This window comes from Blautia sp. MSK17_66, assembly GCF_020538025.1.
GTDB lineage: Bacteria > Bacillota > Clostridia > Lachnospirales > Lachnospiraceae > Blautia_A.
Genome location: NZ_JAJBNQ010000028.1, coordinates 1 through 14,915, shown reverse-complemented (window position 1 = coordinate 14,915; position 14,915 = coordinate 1). Strand labels below are relative to the sequence as shown.

Below are 14,915 nucleotides of genomic sequence, written 5' to 3'. Positions count from 1 at the left end.
ATATGCAGTTTAGGCTCTCAGTCCGATTCCTCTCGTTATGACGATGTGAATTTTATTCTGAAAACGATTGATGAATCGTATTATCTCACGCAATAAATCTTATGTTGTCCAAGACAAAAAAACTAACCAAGGGGGGTGATAATATCGGACGAATCGTACAATTTTTTATAACTGTGTTCTTGACATTAAGGACACTTTTGCATAATGTATTAACTGAAGCCACTTGTGAATACTCCTTTTGTGTTTTTCTTCGCAGTTAATACATTAAAGGACACAAGTGTTTTTTCAATATGGTGTTGTTAATTTATGGTGTTAGGCTTCCACCATTATGCCAGAAGCCTCATATAAATTTATTGGGAAGAGTTACCGATCAAGTTTTCTCAGAATCCGAAGAATGGGATATTGATACGGTGTCAGAAACTATTGCATCGGAATATGAAAGAGCAACGAATCTTTCGATAAATAAAGAGAAGCAGAATTTGCCAATAGAAGAAAAACGAACGATAGATGTTAAAGAAATACGAGAATGGCTGAACTTTATTATTACGATTATATCAGTTGTTTTGGGAGTTACGAATTCTTCAGCAACAACGATAAATAATTACAATTATACACAACAAGTCAATAATTATTACATCGTTGGAATGGGATATGATGCGAAGGAGCTAAATACGACTAAATATAGAATCGTTAATAGAGAATCTATTGTACGACTGAAGCATGACTGCCATTCGATTGTAATTGAAAAGCTTGAGGAAGGGAAAGTTGTTAGAATTTATATAAACTTAATATAAATTTTTGATTATCTTTTCATATCTTCTTAAATGTCCGCAAAGCCTTATTTTATCAGCTTTACGGGCATTTCTCTTTTCGGCTGATACTTCCAAACAGCTACGTTTCATCACGTTTTCTCACGGTCAATCGTGGTAAATATCGTGGTAAAACTTTAAGCTATCATGCTTCTTAATTCTGCCTTGACGTTCTCTATGGACGCATGGGCGTACAGGTTCAGCGTGATACTGATGTTTGCGTGTCCCATGATATACTGTAAACTCTTAGGGTTCATGTTCCTGTTCGCAAGTCTGGTACAGAACGTATGACGCAGGATATGGGGCGTTATCTTTGGTAAGCTGTCCTCATGGCTCTTGTTATATTTCTTTCTCAGATTAGCGAAAGTAGAAGTATAATAGGCATTCGTCATAGGAAAGCCTTTCCCGTTCAGAAAGAGGAAACCACTGTACCCGTCTATCTCTGTCGGCTCTGCCTTTGCCTTGTTTGCCATGACACGCTCAAATGCCTGTTTCACTTCCTCACTCATGGGAACATCACGCACACCGCTTTTTGTCTTTGGTGTTTCGATATAATAGCCCGTTTCCTTGCTGGATAATAGCTGGTGGTCTACATGGATAACGCCGTTTTCAAAGTCTATATCCTGCCTTGTCAGTCCGCACAGTTCCGAGATACGAAGCCCTGTCTTTAACAGTATTACGATTGCGTCATAATACTTTTTATATACCCTGTCCCTGCTGGCAAAGGACAAGAGCCTTTCTTCCTGTTCCTCGGTCAATGCCTGCCGTGGTGTCCTGTCGTCCTCTATGACCTCATTCAGCTTGAAATCAAAGGGGTTCTTCCTCACGAGGTCGTCCGCTATGGCAATGCGGAATGACGCATTTAACGAGCGTTTATAATTGCTTATGGTCTGATAAGCATAGCCCTTGTCTTTCATGCGTAACGCCCATTCCTTAGCGTCTGAAAGGCGTATGCTGTCAATGCTCCTAGCCCCCAGTATATCGCCCTCTAATGTCCGCATGAGCTTTTTCCTGCCCTGTCTTGTGCTTTCCTTTACGTTGGCTCTCTGGGCGTTCTGTTTGGCGTATAGCTGGCACAGCGTCATTTTTCCGCCTGTTGTGTCGATACCGTCCTGTAAATCCCTTTGTATCTCCGTTTCTAATTCCCTTAGGGATTTCCCGTCCCTCTTGCCTTTAGGTACGAGGTCTGTCGGCACAAGTTTCCATGAATAGGCATACCTTGTCTTTCCTGCCTTGTCCACATATTTGTATAAGTATCTTCCGTCTGCTCGCTGGCTCTCTCCTGTCTTTAAGAGGCGACCTTTACTGTCCCGTCTTTTTTCCGACATTTCTTATCTGCTCCTTTCGTAAGAAAGAGCCTTGATATGACTTACTGAAATAATATCACATACAAGGCTCTTTTGCATTAGATTGCGTCTGTTTTATCCATAAATTTCTCAAACTGTTTTTTCTTAATCAAGATACGGTTGCCGTTCATCACATACCAGTCGCCGTGTCGGTTTTCTTCTACCAATCGGCGTAGCTTGTTCTGTCCGATTGTGAAGTATCTTGACGCTTCCTCAATGGTAAGGGTGTATTTTTCCCATACAGGAATATCAATCTTTTCGTTCATCATGCCACCCCCCTACCTGTTCTTTGTGTCATACTGGACGTAGGGTATCAATTCTGTCCTGTCTATCCGCTGTAAATGGGCGGTCAGCTTGCTGGAAAGGGAAGTGCTGTACCTTGCCTTATCTACCATATCCCCGACACGTTCCAGCCCACCTAAAGCGTCATGGGATTCGAGGAAGTAAAAGCCTTTGACAGCGGATATGACACCACCCTCTGTAAGCCACTGTTGCGTTTCTTCAAGGGAATTATGCGGTGTGGGTACATGGAGTTTTAAAAGTTCCACAGCCCCTAAAAAGCGTTGCCAGAAACGGCACGTTTTCCACCTGCTCTTGTTGCTCTCATTCCTGTTTGCTACGACAAAACGCAGGTTGTCCGCCAGCAGTCCGAAAGCCAGTTCCCCAATCTCCAGCGGTCTTGCCTGAAATGCCATAGCAAAGGCATGAGCCTTTTCATCACGCAGTTGCATTTCCGTCCGTTTCCAACTCCCGACTTCATCAAGCGTCCTGTTGTATTTGCCGCACACTTCCTTGTCCTTGTCATAAAAGCGGTAGGAAAGCCCCGATTTTCCAGCCCCGATATAGACGGTCTTTGCGGTGTCAAAATCATCAAACTTGCTCTCGTCAAAATGGTAGCCCTCACTGTTGGCGATAAATTCCTCTTTTTCACATTTCTTCTTTATCTGCTCTATGGTAAAGAACGGCGTTTCGTTCCTGTCGTCAATGGCAACGTCCAGCCTTGTGAAATGGTAGTTTCCAGCCCCATATCTCCTTTCACAGCGTCCGAACATATCCCCAAAGGTCAAGCCGTTGTTATCGAGGATACGGAAAATATCATCACACCCCCTGCCTGTCATCACGAGATAACAGCCCAGCCCTTGTGGGTTGTCCTCTGTCTTTTTTGCGTCGCCCGATACATAAATATCTCCGATTTCCCAACGCGCCTGATACGTCTTAAATTTGACCGTTGCAGGATAGACATTAAAAATATCGGTCGGCAAGCATAAAATGTGCCGTATCACATCTTCTGCCGTTGCCGTATCAAAGACAATGCTGATGTAATCAATCTTGACGGATAAATTTTCATGTGTTGCGATAGTGCATTACTCCTTTCGTACTCCCCGTTTTTTTGCGGGGTAAAAATCGTGTTTTGTCCTTTATTTATCACAGTTTCTAGGTACTATGACATGTATGCGCAGGGCGGTGTTACATATACGCCCTGTACGGAACGCCTACGGCGTTCCTTTTCTTCCTGCACCAGCCCCGTTCTTAACGCTCACGAGCCTTTGGGAGGCTCGTGGCTAAACGGGGCAGGCACAGGAAGAAACACCGTTTTCGGTCGGATAGTCCATGCCTATTCATGCTATCAAAGCGAAAATAACTCTTTTCTATGCCTACTCAAGCGTGTGATTGACCTCATTGTGCTTAATCACTATATCCTCCATGATAATAACGCCGTTAGAATTACTTGTCAAGAACTTTTTCTTGACTTTTTCGGCTATAATAAGTATGATAGGCTTATAAAGGAACGAAAAAGCCGGGAAAGGAAAAGATATAAGAAGTTATGGAGCATGACACAAAGAAAATAAATTTTTTAGGGGAGAACATACAGACCATAAGAAAACACAGGAAAATGAAACAGCAGGAGCTTGCGGACGCCATCGGTATCAATATGCAGAGCCTTTCTAAGATTGAACGAGGGGTAAACTATCCCACCTTTGACACGCTGGAAAAGATAATGGACGTACTGGAAGTAACACCGAATGAATTGTTGTCGGGAGAATGGAAGTTTGTCCAACAGGCGGAAAAAGAGGTATGCAAGTTTTTACGGACGGAAGAACGCCTAAATGCAGAACTGAAACACGGACACTATGATAACTTCTTTGACAGTGAAGAAGAATGGCTAGAGTATGAGTTGGAGCAGTTGCGGAAATACATCACAGACTATATCAAGGGAGAGGACATACAAGCGTCCGACCTTTACCCTATCAAAACATTTATCCAGCACTTGAAATTTCAGAAAGTATTAGACCGTTATGATGATTTATACAGCATGGATATGTTCGGGGAAAGCACAGACGGACACAAGTACGGTACACCTTATCAGGTTGTAAAGAGGATAAATCCCAACTCAAAAGAAGATATGGAGCTGTTGCGGGAAGTCTTAAAGGACAGCCATTTTGACAACGGGGACGAGTAGCCTTTTTCCTCTTGCAAAAAGATACAGCAAACAAAAAGCCCAGATCAAGAGTGCAAGCACCACTTCTAAAGAAGTGGCAGGCTCTTGACAGGGCTTTTTCTTTTCTGTTTATGGCAGACAAGAGAAAAAAGGATAGCTATATTGTATAGTTTCTCTAATAATTTTAGAGCAATGAATTTATCACAGGTACTTCGTCTTTTCATTGTAAAAGTACAATCGTGGAAAGCACTAATATTGGCACTTTGATTTTGTGCATTATGCACAAAATATGATAGCAACAAAGAGGTTATATATAAAATAGAAACAAAAATAACTTGACATTTAATGAAATATAGGTTATGTTGAGGTTAGTAAAAACAGTACGTGACATAAAACTATCAAAAAGTAAAAAAGAGAAAGGAGGTTTATCGAATGAGAGCAAAGAAGTTGAGAACGAAAGTAGTTGGTCTTGTAGCAGCAGTTATGGTTGTCGGCGCTCCACTTACAGCGTGGGCTATTGATGTAGCGGGTGGAGATTTGTACTACAATGGAGGGCAAACAGACACCATTGTATATTCCGAAATTGGGCGTAAAGCAGGTATTAGTCGCAACTACATGGTAAAGGCAACTGTAAAGGTCGGCGGAGATACATATACCAGTGGATTCAAGTCAAACTACGCTTACAAAGATGCAAAGAGAGTTTGGTGAGCGAACGAAACATCTTATTATGATTATTATCCATATTAAGTAAAATAGTTCAAACACCTAGGGCGGGGCTATTTGTCCCGCCCTATTTTATACATTTCTTCAAAGAAAGGGGCGTATGTTATGAAAAAATTTTTAAAGATTTTTATTTTCCTTGAAGTCATACTCTTTGCATATATTTTTAATACTTCTATTTACAACATTTATGAAAAGAATAACATTGCTACTGAGAATTTAAAAGGGTATGTTTTAGAAGAAACATCGCCAGAAATTCTCGACAAATTTTATACAATATTTACAGAAGAATATTCTCAAAATAAATTAGAACTCATTAACAATACGCTCACTTCCACAGATAAATCTGTTTATGATTTATATTGCTATCCATTAAATGAGTTTACACAAAAACAGCCTATATCTTCCTCTATTTTGTTTCAATATCATGAATTGCAAAAGGAAGATTTTTTAGATAGTGTTGGTGTATTCTATACAGATTTACCAGCTAACGCAATTAAAGAGATAGCTTCTCAACTGTCCGTCGCAATAAATAACTTTGAAAATGACGCTATTCCGTATAGTATGGTATTAGAATTGAATCTTCTGAATTTTGTAATCTTATTTATTGTACTTCAAATCATATACTGTATTTATACGTCTTATAGTTTGAAAAAAATAGGTATTAAAAAAAGCATGGGCTTTTCTACTATACATATTTTAAAGGAGCAAATTACCAGTGTAATAAAATATTTTGCTGTAATATGTTTAGTATTACTGTTCTTGCTAAATTTATATTACGCATTAACAAACAGATATGATTTTTCTTATTTAGCAACAAGTGTACTGTTCTTTATTGGTGTTTTAGCTATAAATATACTTTGTGTTTTAATTACAAGTATTTTAATTAAGTTTGTTTCTTTAGAGGCAATGATAAAAAATAAGACTTTAAATAGCGGCACAAATATTGTAGTTCAGGCTATAAAAATAATTTTTTCGGTAATAATCGCTATCACTATTATTTCATTGCTGAATCAGGGGAACTCATTTAGACAAAGCCAACAAGCTGTTTTAGATTATAAGTATCTGGACGGATATTATACCGCTAATGGTTTTAATTCATCGGAGTATGATTATGCGTTAGCAAACACAGACATATTAGAAAAATATTCTGAACAAACATTAGAGATGTATAATCATAACCATTCACTACTATGTGATTTTAGGACAGACGGTGGTTTGCAGACATCACGCCCCTATTATGAACAACAGCTTGTTATTGCAAATAGAAATTATCTGAATGAATTTTCAAATATCCAGCTCAGTGGAAAACCATTGGGAGAAGATATATTTAGTGAACCAACAGTATTAGTTCCACATAAATATAAGAATGATGAAAATTCTATTAGCGAATATATTAAGCAAGAATATTTCCGATTGATGAATTACAATCAATTTTATGGAATACCGGGAGAAGAAAAAACTATTGATAAATTTAATGTTGTTTATATAGACGATGATTCTACGATAAAAGTCAATACAGAAAATGGTTTTTCGGATATGGCTAATCCTGTTATCATTGTTGATACGGGCAATTTTGCAGGACTTTACTATTTGGATTCTTTAAATACAAGGTGTTTATTTTTTCAAATGGAGTCAAGAGAAGATTTTTCTTCTTTGTTATCAGAATATGATTTAGAGCAATTAGTTACAGCTGGAACATTACTTACACCTTATTTAATGCAACTTGAAAATGTGACATTCGTTCTTAAAACACTCACTATGTTTACGATTGTCTTTATAGTGTCTTTACTGTTTATTTTGTATATTTCAAATTATGTGGACATTTTTGTAAATCGAAAGAGATATGCGGCAAAAGAGATTTTAGGATTCTCTCATTTTAGGACACTGAAAAATCGGTATATTTTTTGGGGAATCGAAATAATTATATCAGGCGTATTAACTGCTATAAATTATTATTTTGCTTGCCTTTTTGCGATTATACTTATTGACTACATATTCTGCGAATTGCTTTATAGAATTTATATCTCAAACGCTTTATATGAGATTGAAAAGGGGGCATAAGTATGTCATTGATTACATTAAAGAACGTCAAAAAAGAATATGGGAAAAATCAGGTTCTATTTGAAAATTTATCTTTAGAAATAGAAAAAGGCGAATTTGTGGGGCTTGTAGGGAAAAGCGGGGCAGGTAAAACGACACTTTTAAATATAATAGGATTGATTACTGATATATCCGAGGGAACAATCACTATTGATAGTCATAAAAATTTGTCCATGAACGGTAAAAATGCTATGATTTTGAGAAGATATACAATAGGCTATCTATTTCAAAATTATGGACTAATAGAAGATGAAAGCGTGTTGTGGAATTTAAAATTAGCTCTTGAATATAAAAAAGTAAAAAAAGAAGAAAAACTGAAACTAATCAATAAGTATTTAAAGCAATTTGAGCTAAGTGACATGCTTAACAAAAAAGTATATCAGTTAAGCGGTGGAGAGCAACAGCGAATTGCAATTATTAAATTGATTTTGCAAGGAAGTCAGATTATATTAGCTGATGAACCAACTTCTGGACTTGATAAAGAGAACGAATTGATAGTGATGAAACTTTTGAAAGAATTAAATGAAAAGGGCATTACTATAATCATGGTCACTCACAACATGAATTTGTGCGATTGTTTTTCCAGAGTTATAAATGTAGAAAACTTTAGATAGTTTGTTAAAGGGAGATACGCGGTTTTATTATACGTGCAATCTCCCTTTATATTTCGTCATATCAAGACTCATATGCTATTCATCAATCAGGTAAATGGTACACGGATGATAATATTGATCAGATGCTAATGGAACGTCACCTGAGTAAAAAAGCCAGAAGAAGTTCCCGTAAATGTCATGTCAAGGGACCGAAGAAGCGGACGGAGGAAGATGATGAAAGATTCGCTCAGTCTTTTGAAAAAATGCTTTTGATGGCACGGGAGAAAGAAGGCAGATGAGGAATTGTAGATGCAGAGGAACGACAGAAGCTATAAAGACTTAAAACAAAAACAGAAGAGTGCAATAGCAGATAAAACATACAAAATGCACTTGAAGTTTTATCTTGAGAATCAGCGAATGCCGGATGCTACTGAAATGAATGATATATGCAAAAGTTTGTTTACGGCAGTTCAATCGCTTGCTCCTAAAACGGAATATGAAGAATTTTATAAAATTGTTGAAAAGCGTGAAAAGAGTTATGAAGAACGTATCCTGAGAGACATTCAGAATGGAATTATAATAGAAACACTTATGGCAAAAAAACATAAGAAAACGCCGGAAGAAAAAGCAGCTGTTGCGAAACAAAAGAAGCAGCAGAGGCGAGCAAGACGGAAACAAGAAACAAGAGATAATCTGGCTAAAGAAGAAATCTTGCAAGATGACAGATTTTTCGTTATTGCCGGTTATACCTCCGGAGGTGCACCGTATGGTGTCACCTGGGAGGAAATGGGTCTGAAACCTTGGGAAGATTTGGAAGAGAATAATTGAGTTGTCAGTGCAATCTTATTTATCTCTTGTGACAGAAACAGGTTCCCGTTTTGCCGGAAGTAAGTCTGAATTGATTTCAGGAGCATCGAGCAGCACAGAGAAATTTTGCTGAATGATATCCAGTGTTTTCTGCTTTTTCTGTAATTTCTGTTTTTCCCGGACGGTAGCAGCTTGTTCAGATTCAAGATTTTCAATCCGCTTCTGGATTTTTTCAGAGCTAGGGATTTTGGTAACACCGAGATCCTGAAGCTCTTTTTTTAGTGAATCGTGGAGTTGGTATTCTGCCAGATGCTTGGAACGGTATTCTTTTGGATTTTTTGCAGATTTGCAATCTTCTATCACTTTACGGCAGAGCCGGTAAGAATCACAGTGTTTCTGAATGACTTTCTGCGTGCTTAGCTCACTGGTGATGTGTGCTATTCTCTGATCAGCCGCTTTAACAGAAGCATCAACATCAGAAACATGCTGCCTGAAATCCTCATAATTCAGTAGGTTATTTTCTGAAAGATAGTTGAAGGTGCGGGCTGCCTCTTTTAGATTATTGAGTTTTGCCCAATGTTCAAATCCTTCTCGATTGCCAGTCGTTACATACGTGGAGATATTGATATACAGGCGAGCTTCTCTGGACAGATGTTTTGGAGTTTTCACTTTGCTACGATTTTTAGCTAAGTGGATGCGGACGTTTTCTTCCGTATAATAACTTCCCAGAGATTTCATATAAGTGAAATTTTTTTGTTCCGGTGCACGGAAAGAAAGATGCTTTCCCTGCCGGACTTCATATCCAGCTAACTGCATTTTTTGTAGAAATTCCTCATAGTTGATGGAAGTCCAGATTGCTTTATCAACTGCAACACGTAGCTTGGCTTTCCAACTGGTGCCACGATGATATTCCATGTTCTCTTTATAGCTTTTTCCTTTTTCTCCGGTTGGCATACTGGTGGCAAGTCCATTTTCCAGGCAGATACGATTACTGATTCTGCAGAGTTTATGGTAGCTCCGCTTATTGGAAACATACTTGTGATGATCAACAAAGCTTGCAGCGTTGAAGATGATATGGTTATGAATGTGCTTTTTATCAACATGGGTACTGATCACGTATTCATATTTTCCTTTCAGTACTTCGGCTGCAAATTGCTGTCCTAAGCGATGGGCAGTTTCGGCATCAACTTCTCCAGGTTTAAATGACTGGATCAGATGAAATGCCAGGTTATTACCTTTGTCCATTCCATTCTTTTTTGCCATTTCTCTAGTCATGGAAAATTCGAGATCAGCAGTTTCCGGGGAACAGCCAAAACTGGAAACCAGCAGTTTTTCATCAGTCTTGTCTGGATTCGTGATATAGTCCAGAGCTTTCTTGTCTGTTACTTTAATGGGGAAGATCTTAATATATGCCATAGTTCTTTCACCATCTCTTTCAATTCTTGCATTTCTTCCGGATATAGATCTCCGGTGGTATTTACCTTTTTTGCAATCTGGTTGATATTTATGCCAATCTTGTGCATTTCCTCATACTGTTTCTTCAGAGGAGTTGTATCTGTGTTGACGATGTAGCCGTCGATTGCCATCTTACGCAGATAAGCTCCCATGTTCTTGGTTTTTGATTCTATCATCTTCCTGCGGATTAACTTTCGTTCTTCTTCTGTGACATAAAAATGAATTTCTTTGTTTCTTTTTCTTTCAGCCATTAGCAGTTTCTCCTTTCTGAGAGGGCAGTAGTATCGTTGCTTTCAGCGTTTTTCAATTCAGGGCAGGGTACCCTAAATTGGGATTTTCCGGAAGTGTATCCTCACTTCCTGTCCTTGCTGTTTTACCCCTCTATTAGTTAAAGTCAGGAGAACCGGGAAAATGCAAAAGAATTTGGCAGGTAGTACGGGAACTGAAAATATGGTATGATTATGGGCAGGATATCAGAAGAATCAGGAGTTGAATAAACTGTGAAGAAAGAAGAAATTTTTGAATATGTGAAGAAACAGTATGGTACGGTGCCGGAGTATTTATGGGCACAATCACCAGATAATGCTGTGCTACGACATAAGAATGGAAAATGGTATGCTGTGGTCATGACGGTTGAAAAATCGAAACTGGGATTAGAAGGAAAAGATCCGGTTGATATCATGGACGTAAAGTGTGATCCGGACATGACGAATATGATTATTCAGACTTATGGATTTTTACCTGGATACCATATGAATAAGCAGCACTGGATCACGATTTTACTGGATGGTTCTGTCAGTGAGGCTAAGACACTGGACTTTTTGGATATGAGCTATGACCTGATTGACGGAGCAGGCAGAAAAGAAGAAAATGTAAGTGGATTACAGTGATTTTTGAGCAAAAGGAAAACCGGGGATTTTACTCCTCGGTTTTCTGGCTGTTGTGCTTCAGTCTTCAACTTGAAAAATATCTTCTACAGGCACTTTCAGGTAATGTGCCAGCCGGATTGCAATCTCAAGAGAGGGATTTCGTTCTCCACGTTCGATGCGGCCTATCGTCTGGCTGCAGGAACCTATGGCTTCAGCCAAATCTGCTTGAATGAGATTCCGTTCTTCACGAATATCTTTTAATGTATTATTGATTGCCATTCAATCACTTCCTTTGCTTATTGTTATCAGTAGGATCATGAACCTGCTGTTGAAATCTAATGAAATCCTGGAATTTCTGCACCTTTGCATTTCCCGATTACTTTTCCAAAAATCTTAAAAGAGTCAGATTCCAAAACTTGGATAGGACGATATTTTTGATTTAAAGAGATCAGATAAACACCATCTGGCTCATCGTGTAATTCCTTGATGTAAGTATTGCCGTTGAGATAGAAGATTCCAATTTCACCATTAGCAAGAGAATCTTTTTTCTGAATCCATGCAACATCGTCTGTATGATAAAGTGGCTCCATACTATCACCAGAGATCCGCACACCAAAGTCAGTCTGCTCAGGAGCAAGATGTCCTACGTCATAGGTTTCTTTTACAGAATCTTCCAGGTAATTTCCAGTACCAGCAGAAACTGGTTCCCAGGTAATTTCTACAGGATGATGGAATGGGATAATCTTTGCAGACAGTGGAGAAAACTTTTTAGAAGCTTTCAAAATATCAGCAAATTCAATCAATTTATTTCTGCCTTCTTCATTCAATCCACTCATAATGTTATATGGATTTTCTCCAAAGAAGGATTCATATATATCTTCGATATCAAGTAACTGGCAAAGTGTCAGGAAAACATGTAAAGCGGGTTCTCGTGCATTGTTCTCCCATTTGGAGAGTGCTTTTGTAGTGACCTGAATACCTTCCTGAGAAAGCAGGTTTACCAGCTCTGATTGAGAGTATCCTTTCTTTTTTCTATTTTCTGCTAATATTTCCCCGAAATCACGCATTTGTTCGCCTCATTTCTATTTGAATTTTCTATATGCATTATACCGTATGTTAGAAATAAAATCAACAATAATCTCCGAAATGGAGAAAATACAACCAAGATGTTACTTGACTATCTCCGAAATGTCGATATATACTAAACATACAGAAATTGATAAGACATTATGTTGAAGGAAGCAGCTGGGAGGTGAAAAGTTTGAGTGAGCGTGTGATCCTGCATAGTGATATGAACTGTTTTTATGCCAGTGTAGAAATGCTACATCATCCGGAATTTGCTGGAATGCCTCTGGCAGTCGGTGGTGATCCGGAAGCCCGGCATGGAATTGTGCTGACAGCAAATTATATTGCCAAGAAAAAAGGAGTAAAAACCGGAATGGCATTATGGCAGGCGAAACAGGTTTGCCCGGAAATTATTTTTGTACCACCACGGATGGATTTATATTTGCGATTTTCTCAAATGGCAAGGGAAATCTATTCAGAGTATACAGATAAAATTGAGCCATATGGAATTGATGAAGCCTGGCTGGATGTATCAGATAGTGGAAATCTGAAAGGAAGCGGAATGACGATTGCGAGAGAAATCAGCCATCGGATTAAATACGAACTTGGAGTAACAGTGAGTATTGGAATTTCCTGGAATAAGATTTATGCGAAACTTGGTTCAGATTACAAAAAGCCGGATGCAATCACAGAGTTTAATCGAGAAAATTATAAAGACAGGATATGGCAGCTTCCTGCGTCAGATTTGCTTTATGTCGGAAGACAGACAAATAAGAAATTGCAAAAACTTGGAATCCGGACAATCGGGCAACTTGCGGAATCAGACGAAAAGTTGTTAGAGAGCCATTTTGGAAAAATAGGAAATGTATTATGGGCTTTCGCAAATGGCTGGGATGAAGATCCGGTTTGCAAGGAAGGGTATGAAGCTCCAGTAAAGTCGATAGGTAATAGCACCACAACACCGAGAGATCTGGAAAATGATCTGGATGTTTGGATCATTCAAATAGCATTGGCAGAAAGTGTAGCTGCACGATTGCGGAAACATGGATTTAAATGCAAAACAGTAGAAATTACAGTTCGAGATAATGGATTGTATAGTTTTTCCAGACAGATACATTTACGACAGCCAACGAATATTACAAATGAGATTGTAACTGCAGCATTTCAGCTATTTAAAGATAATTACAAATGGGAACATCCCATTAGAAGCCTGGGAATCCGAGCTGCGGATCTTGTGTTAGATGATATTCCCGTGCAGTTGGATTTATTTGGAAATCAGGAGAAAAAAGAAAAGTTAGAGAAGCTGGATCGTACTGTAGATGAGATAAGACGACGGTTTGGATATTTCAGTATACAGCGAGCGGCAATGTACCAGGATAAAGTCTTATCCCACTTAGACGCTGGTACGCACACGGTCCATCCACACAGTTATTTTCATGGGTAATTGGAGGGATAGATTTGAAAAAAGCATTAACCAGAAAACAGGAAGAAAGTTATCAGTGTATTTTGAATTATACGAAGGAGCATGGATATCCGCCGACAGTTCGGGAATTTGGAGAGTTGATCGGGGTGAAATCAACATCATCTGCTTTTTCCAGAATCAAGCAGTTGGAGCAAAACGGATATATCCGAAGGATTCCGGCATCGCCAAGAGCAATCGAGATTTTATAGTGAGGTGTCGGCATGAACAAAGTATATGTAGATGTAGTGGCAGAGTTTCGGAAAGACGGACAGCTGGTTCCCATATTTTTTACATGGGAGGATGGAAGAAAGTATAGCATTGACAGAATTTTGAAAATCGAGCGATGCGCCAGCAGAAAGGCAGGCGGTGTAGGAATGATGTACACCTGTATGATACAGGGACAGGAAAGCCATTTGTTTTACGAAGTGGATAAATGGTTTATGGAGAGAAAAACAGCATAAGGAGAGATAGGTATAGACGATATTATTTGGATTATTAACCGGCAGGGATAGTCACTTTCCCTTTATATTCCTGCAGGTTTTACATAAGAAGATGGATTCCGGTCAGCAAAGGCAACTCCCACAATGCCTTTTGGATATCCGCTTCTGCAAATTGTAGTAAGTAATTGCTTCCCATCAAAATCATGGGGAAAGCGAACTGGTCTGAAAGACCGCCAGTTAGTGTGATGATGATAAGGAGATTTTGAAACTGATGACAGACAGAGATTATGCAATTAAATCAATGAAAGAGATTACCTTCCAGATGGCAAGCCATGCACAGGATTATCTGGAAGTTACAATCGAAAGACATTATACTGATATTAAAGAACTGATGACAAGTTACCAGAAGCTGATTTTGGAAAATCAGGTCGTATTGGAAGAACTGGATATGGAGTGCCAGGAGAAGATCAATGAAGATATGGCATATGCGTTAAGCTACCTGAGCATTTATAATCATCAGCTGAACGTGCCAAAGATGCACCGGGAGATGAATAACCTGATGATTATTTATGGACTGTCGGACATGATCTATCGGGGAATGACACTGGTGAAATTTTATGCTCCCAATGGTGTGACACTCAGTGAAATTCTTCATTCCTGCTTTTGCAGTCATTACAATAAGACAGATGTGGAAGTGCAGCAGGAACTGGGAATAGGCAGGACTTCTTTTTATAAGATGAAGAAGCAGGCCCTTGGATATTTAGGATTTTATTTTTATGAGATCGTGGTACCGCAGGCAAAGGATA

The 14,915-nt window shown here is 38.8% G+C and carries 18 protein-coding genes and 1 pseudogene; 12 read left to right on the top strand and 7 right to left on the bottom strand.

Features of this window, described 5'->3' with window-relative positions; genetic code table 11:
- Positions 1-296: 296 nt before the first annotated feature.
- Positions 297-794, top strand: a complete 498-nt coding sequence (locus LIR34_RS14220; RefSeq protein WP_244092323.1) for a hypothetical protein — start codon at positions 297-299, stop codon at positions 792-794.
- A 152-nt stretch (positions 795-946) separates the two neighbouring features.
- Here LIR34_RS14220 and LIR34_RS14215 read toward each other — a convergent pair whose 3' ends face one another.
- The 3 genes from LIR34_RS14215 to LIR34_RS14205 form a co-directional block, all read right to left on the bottom strand.
- Complete coding sequence (locus tag LIR34_RS14215; protein ID WP_101629279.1) at positions 947-2,137, bottom strand: site-specific integrase; 1,191 nt, start codon at positions 2,135-2,137, stop codon at positions 947-949.
- Positions 2,138-2,214: 77 nt separating this feature from the next.
- Entirely contained in the window at positions 2,215-2,421 is a 207-nt protein-coding gene (locus tag LIR34_RS14210) for an excisionase (RefSeq protein WP_101629282.1), read from the bottom strand.
- Positions 2,422-2,433: 12 nt separating this feature from the next.
- Positions 2,434-3,483 (bottom strand): replication initiation factor domain-containing protein, encoded by a 1,050-nt coding sequence (locus LIR34_RS14205; RefSeq protein WP_257963366.1) that lies wholly within the window; start codon positions 3,481-3,483, stop codon positions 2,434-2,436.
- 566 nt (positions 3,484-4,049) lie between these two features.
- Between LIR34_RS14205 and LIR34_RS14200 the strand changes: the two genes are divergently transcribed.
- From LIR34_RS14200 to LIR34_RS14175, 6 genes and pseudogenes are all read left to right on the top strand, one after another.
- Positions 4,050-4,616, top strand: a complete 567-nt coding sequence (locus tag LIR34_RS14200) for a helix-turn-helix domain-containing protein (RefSeq protein ID WP_412659886.1) — start codon at positions 4,050-4,052, stop codon at positions 4,614-4,616.
- Between the two features lie 426 nt (positions 4,617-5,042).
- Positions 5,043-5,303: a hypothetical protein gene (locus LIR34_RS14195; protein ID WP_244092324.1), complete on the top strand. Its 261-nt coding sequence runs from the start codon at positions 5,043-5,045 to the stop codon at positions 5,301-5,303.
- Positions 5,304-5,423: 120 nt separating this feature from the next.
- Positions 5,424-7,379, top strand: coding sequence for a hypothetical protein (locus tag LIR34_RS14190; protein ID WP_101629281.1), 1,956 nt, complete (start codon positions 5,424-5,426; stop codon positions 7,377-7,379).
- Between the two features lie 2 nt (positions 7,380-7,381).
- A complete protein-coding gene (locus tag LIR34_RS14185) occupies positions 7,382-8,032 on the top strand; it encodes an ATP-binding cassette domain-containing protein (RefSeq protein ID WP_009243732.1) in 651 nt (216 codons plus the stop codon).
- 68 nt (positions 8,033-8,100) lie between these two features.
- A pseudogene (locus LIR34_RS14180) lies at positions 8,101-8,310 on the top strand (DUF188 domain-containing protein); the annotation flags it as partial.
- Between the two features lie 10 nt (positions 8,311-8,320).
- A complete protein-coding gene (locus LIR34_RS14175) occupies positions 8,321-8,839 on the top strand; it encodes a hypothetical protein (protein WP_012744275.1) in 519 nt (172 codons plus the stop codon).
- Between the two features lie 15 nt (positions 8,840-8,854).
- Here LIR34_RS14175 and LIR34_RS14170 read toward each other — a convergent pair whose 3' ends face one another.
- Complete coding sequence (locus LIR34_RS14170; protein ID WP_012744274.1) at positions 8,855-10,234, bottom strand: relaxase/mobilization nuclease domain-containing protein; 1,380 nt, start codon at positions 10,232-10,234, stop codon at positions 8,855-8,857.
- Complete coding sequence (locus LIR34_RS14165; RefSeq protein ID WP_012744273.1) at positions 10,201-10,524, bottom strand: MobC family plasmid mobilization relaxosome protein; 324 nt, start codon at positions 10,522-10,524, stop codon at positions 10,201-10,203. Before LIR34_RS14165 ends, LIR34_RS14170 begins: the two co-directional genes overlap by 34 nt.
- Before the next feature lie 249 nt (positions 10,525-10,773).
- Between LIR34_RS14165 and LIR34_RS14160 the strand changes: the two genes are divergently transcribed.
- Entirely contained in the window at positions 10,774-11,163 is a 390-nt protein-coding gene (locus LIR34_RS14160) for an MmcQ/YjbR family DNA-binding protein (RefSeq protein WP_012744272.1), read from the top strand.
- Positions 11,164-11,220: 57 nt separating this feature from the next.
- On the opposite strand, the gene LIR34_RS14155 is transcribed toward LIR34_RS14160, so the two are convergent.
- Positions 11,221-11,421: a helix-turn-helix transcriptional regulator gene (locus LIR34_RS14155; protein WP_005344265.1), complete on the bottom strand. Its 201-nt coding sequence runs from the start codon at positions 11,419-11,421 to the stop codon at positions 11,221-11,223.
- A gap of 56 nt (positions 11,422-11,477) precedes the next feature.
- The gene (locus LIR34_RS14150; RefSeq protein WP_130096559.1) at positions 11,478-12,209 is read right to left on the bottom strand and encodes a helix-turn-helix domain-containing protein; all 732 of its coding nucleotides are present in this window, start codon (positions 12,207-12,209) and stop codon (positions 11,478-11,480) included.
- A 194-nt stretch (positions 12,210-12,403) separates the two neighbouring features.
- Here LIR34_RS14150 and dinB point away from each other — a divergent pair, with 194 nt between their 5' ends.
- The 4 genes from dinB to LIR34_RS14130 form a co-directional block, all read left to right on the top strand.
- Complete coding sequence (gene dinB / locus LIR34_RS14145; protein ID WP_023922632.1) at positions 12,404-13,651, top strand: DNA polymerase IV; 1,248 nt, start codon at positions 12,404-12,406, stop codon at positions 13,649-13,651.
- A 14-nt stretch (positions 13,652-13,665) separates the two neighbouring features.
- Positions 13,666-13,878, top strand: coding sequence for a hypothetical protein (locus tag LIR34_RS14140; RefSeq protein WP_023922630.1), 213 nt, complete (start codon positions 13,666-13,668; stop codon positions 13,876-13,878).
- A gap of 12 nt (positions 13,879-13,890) precedes the next feature.
- Positions 13,891-14,130, top strand: a complete 240-nt coding sequence (locus LIR34_RS14135) for a hypothetical protein (protein WP_005344271.1) — start codon at positions 13,891-13,893, stop codon at positions 14,128-14,130.
- A gap of 250 nt (positions 14,131-14,380) precedes the next feature.
- Positions 14,381-14,915, top strand: a 535-nt coding sequence (locus LIR34_RS14130) for a hypothetical protein (protein WP_173684669.1), incomplete at its 3' end; no start/stop codon positions are given.

Excerpts from the sequence above, each read along its gene's own strand:
- LIR34_RS14215 (WP_101629279.1), bottom strand. The coding sequence starts at position 2,137 with ATGTCGGAAAAAAGACGGGACAGTAAAGGTCGCCTCTTAAAGACAGGA.
- LIR34_RS14210 (WP_101629282.1), bottom strand. The coding sequence starts at position 2,421 with ATGAACGAAAAGATTGATATTCCTGTATGGGAAAAATACACCCTTACC.
- LIR34_RS14200 (WP_412659886.1), top strand. The coding sequence starts at position 4,050 with ATGAAACAGCAGGAGCTTGCGGACGCCATCGGTATCAATATGCAGAGC.
- LIR34_RS14190 (WP_101629281.1), top strand. The coding sequence starts at position 5,424 with ATGAAAAAATTTTTAAAGATTTTTATTTTCCTTGAAGTCATACTCTTT.
- LIR34_RS14185 (WP_009243732.1), top strand. The coding sequence starts at position 7,382 with ATGTCATTGATTACATTAAAGAACGTCAAAAAAGAATATGGGAAAAAT.
- LIR34_RS14175 (WP_012744275.1), top strand. The coding sequence starts at position 8,321 with ATGCAGAGGAACGACAGAAGCTATAAAGACTTAAAACAAAAACAGAAG.
- LIR34_RS14170 (WP_012744274.1), bottom strand. The coding sequence starts at position 10,234 with ATGGCATATATTAAGATCTTCCCCATTAAAGTAACAGACAAGAAAGCT.
- LIR34_RS14165 (WP_012744273.1), bottom strand. The coding sequence starts at position 10,524 with ATGGCTGAAAGAAAAAGAAACAAAGAAATTCATTTTTATGTCACAGAA.
- LIR34_RS14155 (WP_005344265.1), bottom strand. The coding sequence starts at position 11,421 with ATGGCAATCAATAATACATTAAAAGATATTCGTGAAGAACGGAATCTC.
- LIR34_RS14150 (WP_130096559.1), bottom strand. The coding sequence starts at position 12,209 with ATGCGTGATTTCGGGGAAATATTAGCAGAAAATAGAAAAAAGAAAGGA.
- LIR34_RS14135 (WP_005344271.1), top strand. The coding sequence starts at position 13,891 with ATGAACAAAGTATATGTAGATGTAGTGGCAGAGTTTCGGAAAGACGGA.